Genomic DNA, 7,031 nt, shown 5'->3' with positions numbered 1-7,031 from the left:
GCGGGTGAGAATCCCGGATGTAATAATGCGCAGCAGCTTCCACAGCGAAGCTCTCGGGCATAGGCGGAGGTGCGTAAGCGGAGGTGCTGGCAGGCACAGGTAAGGGGCGATTGTCTGAGCGTAGCCAGTTCGAGCACCGGCTGTGCATGGCAGTATCGGAGTAGCACAGAAGACTCAGACCGGGGCCTTTCTTTTTGATACTTTTTCTTTCGGACAAGCGAAAGAAAAAGTATAAGATAAATTCCCATTTACCAACTAAAATAAACAACTTAAATATATACAGATATGAAAAGCGACCTATTAGCTTGCCGCCACATCGGCATCAGCGAAAAAGACGAAGAGAAAATGCTCCGGAAAATAGGAGTCGGCAGTCTGGATGAGTTGATAGACAAAACCATCCCTGCAAACATTCGCCTGAAAGAACCGTTGGCATTGCCCGCGCCTATGACTGAATATGAGTTCGGACAACACATCACCCGGTTGGCGTGCAAAAACAAACTTTACACAACGTATATCGGCCTCGGCTGGTATAACACCATTACCCCCGCCGTTATTCAACGGAATGTATTCGAGAATCCGGTATGGTACACTTCTTATACCCCCTACCAGACAGAAGTTTCGCAAGGGCGCCTCGAAGCGTTGATGAACTTCCAGACCGCAGTATGCGACCTGACGGGTATGCCACTTGCCAACTGTTCTCTGCTGGATGAAGCTACGGCTGCTGCCGAAGCCGTAAGCATGATGTACGCCCTGCGTCCGCGTGATATGCAGAAGTCCGGTGCAAACGTAGTGTTTGTAGACGAGAGCATTTTCCCACAGACACTGGCCGTAATGACTACGCGTGCTATCCCGCAAGGTATTCAGATACGCACGGGAAAATATTCCGAACTGGAACTGACACCGGATATTTTTGCTTGTATACTACAATATCCGAATGCGAGCGGAAACGCAGAAGATTACCGTGTCTTTGTAGAGAAAGCCCATGCTGCCAACTGCAAAGTAGCCGTTGCCGCCGATATCCTGAGCCTTGCCCTGCTCACCCCTCCCGGAGAATGGGGAGCTGATATTGTATTCGGTACCACCCAACGCCTCGGTACACCGATGTTCTATGGCGGACCGTCAGCCGGGTACTTCGCTACGCGCGACGAATACAAACGTAATATTCCGGGACGTATCATCGGTTGGTCAAAAGATAAATACGGAAAACTCTGTTACCGTATGGCACTGCAAACCCGCGAGCAACATATCAAACGGGAAAAGGCTACTTCAAATATCTGTACCGCACAGGCTTTGCTGGCAACCATGGCGGGCTTTTATGCCGTGTACCACGGTCCGGAAGGTATTCACGCCATTGCAGAACGTATCCACAGCATCGCCGCATATCTGGAAAAGTGTATCAAGAAACTGGGATACAAACAAGTGAATGACCAATACTTCGACACCCTGCGCTTTGTGTTGCCCGACAGTGTATCTGCCCAACAGGTACGTACCATCGCATTGAGCAAGGAAGTCAATCTGCGCTACTTTGATAATGGAGACGTAGGTATGAGTATTGACGAAACAACTGATGTATCCGCTGCCAACGTATTGCTCTCCATCTTTGCCATTGCCGCAGGAAAAGACTACACCAAAGTGGATGATATTCCCGTAAGCAATACTATTAATAAGACTCTGAAACGCCAGAGCGCTTATCTGACACATGAAGTGTTCAATAAATATCATACGGAAACGGAGATGATGCGTTATATCAAGCGCCTTGACCGTAAGGATATCTCCCTTGCCCACTCCATGATTTCCCTCGGCTCCTGCACCATGAAGTTGAATGCTGCGGCAGAAATGTTGCCTCTCAGCCGTCCGGAATTTATGTGTATGCATCCGCTTGTACCCGAAGACCAGGCAGAGGGATACCGTGAACTGATTAACAATCTCAGCGAAGAACTGAGAGTCATTACAGGTTTTGCGGGTGTCAGTCTGCAACCGAACTCCGGTGCTGCGGGCGAATATACCGGTCTCCGTGTGATCCGCACTTATCTGGAGAACATCGGACAGGGACATCGTAACAAAGTGCTGATTCCCGCATCTGCTCATGGTACCAACCCCGCATCTGCCATCCAGGCCGGTTTCACTACCGTAACTTGTGCATGCGATGAGCAAGGAAATGTCGATATGGCGGACTTGCGTGCCAAAGCGGAAGAGAACAAAGACGACCTGGCTGCACTGATGATCACTTATCCTTCCACCCACGGTATTTTTGAGACGGAAATCGTAGAAATCTGCCGCATCATCCATGATTGCGGTGCACAGGTATACATGGACGGGGCTAACATGAATGCCCAGGTTGGTCTGACAAATCCCGGATTTATCGGTGCAGACGTTTGTCATCTGAACCTGCATAAAACATTCGCTTCACCTCATGGAGGTGGTGGTCCGGGCGTAGGCCCCATCTGCGTTGCCGAACATCTGGTTCCATTCCTGCCGGGACATCCGCTGTTCGGCAATCCTGCCAATACGGTGTCTGCCGCCCCATTCGGTAGTGCAGGTATTCTGCCTATCACTTACGGATATATCCGCATGATGGGTACGGAAGGATTGACACGTGCTACAAAAATCGCTATTCTCAGCGCTAATTACCTGGCAGCCTGTCTGAAAGATACGTATGGTATTGTATATCGTGGTGCCACTGGCTTTGTTGGTCATGAAATGATATTGGAATGTCGCAAGGTACACGAAGAGACGGGTATCAGCGAAAACGACATCGCCAAACGACTGATGGACTATGGCTATCATGCTCCCACCCTCTCCTTCCCCGTTCACGGCACGCTTATGATAGAGCCTACGGAAAGCGAAAGCCTTGCCGAACTGGATAACTTCGTGAACGTGATGCTGACCATCTGGGAAGAAATTCAGGAAGTGAAAGAAGGAAAGGCGGATAAGGAAGACAATGTCCTGATAAATGCCCCTCATCCCGAATATGAGGTAGTTGCCAATAATTGGGAACATAGATATACAAGGGAAAAGGCAGCTTATCCGATAGAAAGTGTACGCGAAAACAAGTTCTGGATAAACGTGGCGCGCGTGGATAACACGCTGGGCGACCGTAAGTTGTTGCCGACACGATACGGAACGTTTGAATAATAGTTTCTTTGCATTGCGGGCGAATGAATATTCGCCCGCATATATTTCACACAGCACTCCTAAAGCAAATAATTCATGAAGCATTTACCTGCAATATTACTATTGCTAATATCATTGGCATGCTGTACCTTGCATCCGGCAGGCAGCACCCAAGAATCAAACGAAAAAACAAGTATAACCGCTACTCTAACCACAGCATATACCCAAGGCAGAACCGCCAATAAAGAGCATCGATTCGATGAAGCCCAGCATATCATCGAAGAAGCCCTCAACGCATTGCCCCCTGACATTACCCCCGATGACTCATTGCTGAAATACATCCGCCTGTTCTTATCCGAATACAAACAAATAGCAATCAACTCACGTAATTTCCGGCAAGCCCTGCAATATCTCCAGACCCTGCAATCTCCTCTCATCAGGCAGAACTGTCTTTACGAACTACTTGCTATTCGTGCCCATCTCCACCAAATGGCAGGAGATAACCGGCAGGCTGTCGCACTCATCGACTCTTTTGCCGCCATGCCCCAGCCGGATGATGCCGGGCGGCTTATACAATACTCAGAAATGGCAGGCAGTGTCTACTTCTACTCCGGCCACGACATCAGGAAAGCCATTGCCCAACTTGAAAAAGCCGTTGAAGCCTATCGGGAAGGAGCCGTATCTCCCTATATGGGACGCATCCTGTCAAGGCTCGGCTCATATTATCAGGAAGAGAAGAATTACCGGCAAGCCGCCGAAGCCAATCAGGCGGCTATTGAATTTTATGAGAATGACAGTCTGCAAAAGGTAGGAAACGGCATCATTATGGCTTATGGCGGGCAGTCTAACCTATATCTTGCTCTCAACATGTACGACCGGGCATTGGAGCTGAACCGTCTGGCTTGCCGCCACTCCATTCAAAAAGATAGTTTCGGATTGAGCGACCTATACCGCTTTCAAAGCGAAATCTATAAGAATAAAGGGCAGAATGATTCCGCCGCCTATTATCTGCATCGTGCCTGCGACGTTTCGGTGGCACTGGGCAGTTTTAAGGGCGCCTTCTACAACCGGCTCTCATTGGCCGAACTTTATCTCACCCTCCCCGATTCTGCCGGACGTGCTTTGGATATTTTACTTGAGCTGCGCGCCGATACTCTCAGAATGCCTTCTTTCGCCAAACTTCAATTCAAGCAAAGTCTGGGAGAAGCCTTCACCAAAAACGGAAAACTCGAACCCGGCATCCGGCTTATGGAAGATGCGGTAAAGGGATATGTACACTTAGGCATGGAGAATATGCGCAGCCAGTGCATCCAAAAACTAATGCAGGCGTATCTTGATAATAAGATGGAGCAATCCTTCATTCGCAACTATCCTTATTACAAAAGTGTGCTCGACTCCATGCATCACGACAACGAAATACGCGCACTCGCCGCCGCCAACATCCGTTTTGAAACTCATAAGAAAGAACAACAGAACCGCCTGCTTGCCGCCGAAGTGCAATTGAAGAACAACAAACTGAGAAGCTATGCTTTGGGAAGCATAACCCTGATATTCATCGTCGTATGCCTGACGGGCTGGATATGGATGCGTCAACGTGCCCTGAAACTGCGTCTTCGGCTGCGCGAACAGGAGAAGAAGCTCTCTGAACAGCAGTTACGCGACCAGAGCGAACGCCTGCAACAACTTATCACCTCCCGGCAGGAACTGAATAACCATAACGAAGAACTGCTCCGCCAACTTGCCGAAGTGCAAAGCACTCATGAAAAAACTTGCAATCTGGACCGCGTGATGGAGAAACTGCAACCCCGCTTGCTTACCCATGCCGAGGAAGAACAATTCCGCACGGCATTCGCTGTGTTATATCCTTCAGCATTACATCAGTTGCGCTCCATCTGTCCACGCACCACCCGTGCCGATGAACTGCTCTGCATGCTCATTGTGCTGAAACAGACCAACGAAGAAGTTGCACGCACGCTCGGCATCAGCCGCGCCAGCGTGTTGCAAAACCGCTATCGTCTGCGCAGTAAACTCAATTTACCCGAAGGTAGCGACCTCGATACCGAAATACGCCGATTGCTTACTGAAACCAACTAAGAAATAATAGTATAACCTAAAACAAAAGGTATTCATCAGTATTTTTATTCCCGACAATCCATACAGCCCTGTACAATGACATTGTGCAGGGCTTGTCTATCTGTTTTTCTATATTGTAGAGGATTTTGTCTATATTCCATTTACTAACGGTTACACCTATATGTACTAATTTAGCAACCACGAAGCCGATATGCCGTTACTCTACGAGGGAACTCTTTTTACCCCACGTCGTAACTCCATTTACATGCCGAGGTAAAAGCCGTTACATACCGAGGTAAAGGTCGTTACAATAGGTGGTAAAGGTCGTTACATACAGCGGTAAATGCTTTTACATCGTGGAGAAAATACCGGTAAATACAATGCACTGATTTATAAAGCTATAAAATGATAAAAAGCAAATTACTATTCCTTCTTATATCACTGTTCACACTGGCGGGATGCTACTACAAGTCGTCTTATGAGGTCATTGAACCACCCGAAATGACAGGAGCTATTGTAACGATAAGCCTGAATTCAGAAGAGGTATCAGCAGACATCCCTTTGAACAATGCTCATCTCTTCTGGTTCGACCTGACAAACAAACTGATACGCCACAATTATTACAATTCTATGGAAGAACTTTACTCGGCACACATCCTGTTGCCCAAAGGGAACTATACGATTCTGGCAATACTGAACACCGGTTCCGATTTCATCCCTCCCGCCTCCCGTACCCCATTACCTGATATAGATTTGGCCACTTTTGCCGCATGGGTAAAGACGCAAGTGGAAAATTATCCCCACCTGCTGACCGGAACTTTGCGAAAAGAACTAAAAGAGGGTGTATCACATGTATATATAGACCTTGAGCCCAAAGCGGAAGGCATCAAAGCTACCAATGTAGAGCTATTGTTATCCATTCCTTCCCCTCACCTGCCTGCTTATCAACCTACACGCACAATGTCTGTACCGGCCTTAAGGGGAGTTGCCGACATCTACCTCAAAGGGAGTTCCAAACGGCTCACTACCCAACGGTCCATGTTGATGCCAACCGATACGGAAGGCATTTACCGCTTCGACCTTTCACTCGGAACCGGTGAATATGATATAAACCTTTGGGCGGATTATACCACTGATGCCCACACGGACCATCACTATATCACCGACAATCTCAATCTTATAAAAACACTTCCCCGCGAAAGCTACATTGCCAATACCGATACACGAGACGCCTTTTCACAGCGCATCACACTCGACACAACAGACGGGTCTGAGGCAGTAACCATGCACCGCCCCTTGGCGAAATACCGCCTTGTGACGACAGATGTGGCAAAGTACAATGAACTTCGCCCCAAACAAGACTGGCCTCCGTTGGAAGACCTGAACATAGAGATAGCTTATGAAGGCTTTTGGCCCAATGCCTACAGTGTACCCAATGCCGCCCCCGCCGGTGCAGAAGGTGGTTACAGCTATACGTCCGCATGGAGCGAACAGAGCGAAACGGAAGCGACCGCAGGCAAAGATTACGTCTTCGTCAACGGCAGGGAATCGTTTGTCAGAGTGAATATCACCTTTCGTGACAGCAACGGCAAGGTCGTCAGCAGTATTGGCAACGTGCAGGTGAACTACCGCATAGGATGCCTCACCACCGTACAAGGCAACTTCCTGACCGCTTCCACAGGTGGCGGCATACATATAGATACGGAATGGAGCGGTGAATACGAAGTAGAATTTTAGATATAGAACACATTTAATATTTCAACTATGGTGAAGAATAAACTTTTCCTTTTGTCCCTCGGCTTGGCAGCCTTGCTGACGGGATGCAACAATGAGGGTGACGCGGG

At 48.5% G+C, this 7,031-nt stretch carries 4 protein-coding genes; 3 read left to right on the top strand and 1 reads right to left on the bottom strand.

The window, feature by feature from the left end:
• Positions 1-217: hypothetical protein (locus tag BN161_RS30115; protein WP_209441903.1), on the bottom strand; the 217-nt coding region annotated here is incomplete at its 3' end.
• 68 nt (positions 218-285) lie between these two features.
• Here BN161_RS30115 and gcvP point away from each other — a divergent pair.
• The 3 genes from gcvP (at position 286) to BN161_RS13495 (ending at position 6,924) form a co-directional block, all read left to right on the top strand.
• On the top strand, positions 286-3,135 hold the full coding sequence (gcvP, locus tag BN161_RS13505) for an aminomethyl-transferring glycine dehydrogenase (protein ID WP_044267066.1): 2,850 nt from the start codon (positions 286-288) through the stop codon (positions 3,133-3,135).
• A 75-nt stretch (positions 3,136-3,210) separates the two neighbouring features.
• Positions 3,211-5,208 carry a tetratricopeptide repeat protein gene (locus BN161_RS28130; protein ID WP_125910826.1) on the top strand — a complete coding sequence of 666 codons (1,998 nt, stop codon included), beginning with the start codon at positions 3,211-3,213 and terminating at the stop codon, positions 5,206-5,208.
• A gap of 384 nt (positions 5,209-5,592) precedes the next feature.
• Complete coding sequence (locus BN161_RS13495) at positions 5,593-6,924, top strand: DUF6562 domain-containing protein (protein WP_044267065.1); 1,332 nt, start codon at positions 5,593-5,595, stop codon at positions 6,922-6,924.
• The last annotated feature ends 107 nt before the right edge of the window (positions 6,925-7,031 follow it).

Source organism: Bacteroides timonensis, from assembly GCF_000513195.1.
GTDB classification, from domain to species: domain Bacteria; phylum Bacteroidota; class Bacteroidia; order Bacteroidales; family Bacteroidaceae; genus Bacteroides; species Bacteroides timonensis.
The sequence above is the reverse complement of the archived record's forward strand: the minus strand, read 5'-3'. Positions and strand labels throughout refer to the sequence as shown.

What these genes read in the sequence shown, in the direction of transcription:
- gcvP (WP_044267066.1), top strand. Translation starts at nt 286, where the DNA reads ATGAAAAGCGACCTATTAGCTTGCCGCCACATCGGCATCAGCGAAAAA.
- BN161_RS13495 (WP_044267065.1), top strand. Translation starts at nt 5,593, where the DNA reads ATGATAAAAAGCAAATTACTATTCCTTCTTATATCACTGTTCACACTG.
- BN161_RS28130 (WP_125910826.1), top strand. Translation starts at nt 3,211, where the DNA reads ATGAAGCATTTACCTGCAATATTACTATTGCTAATATCATTGGCATGC.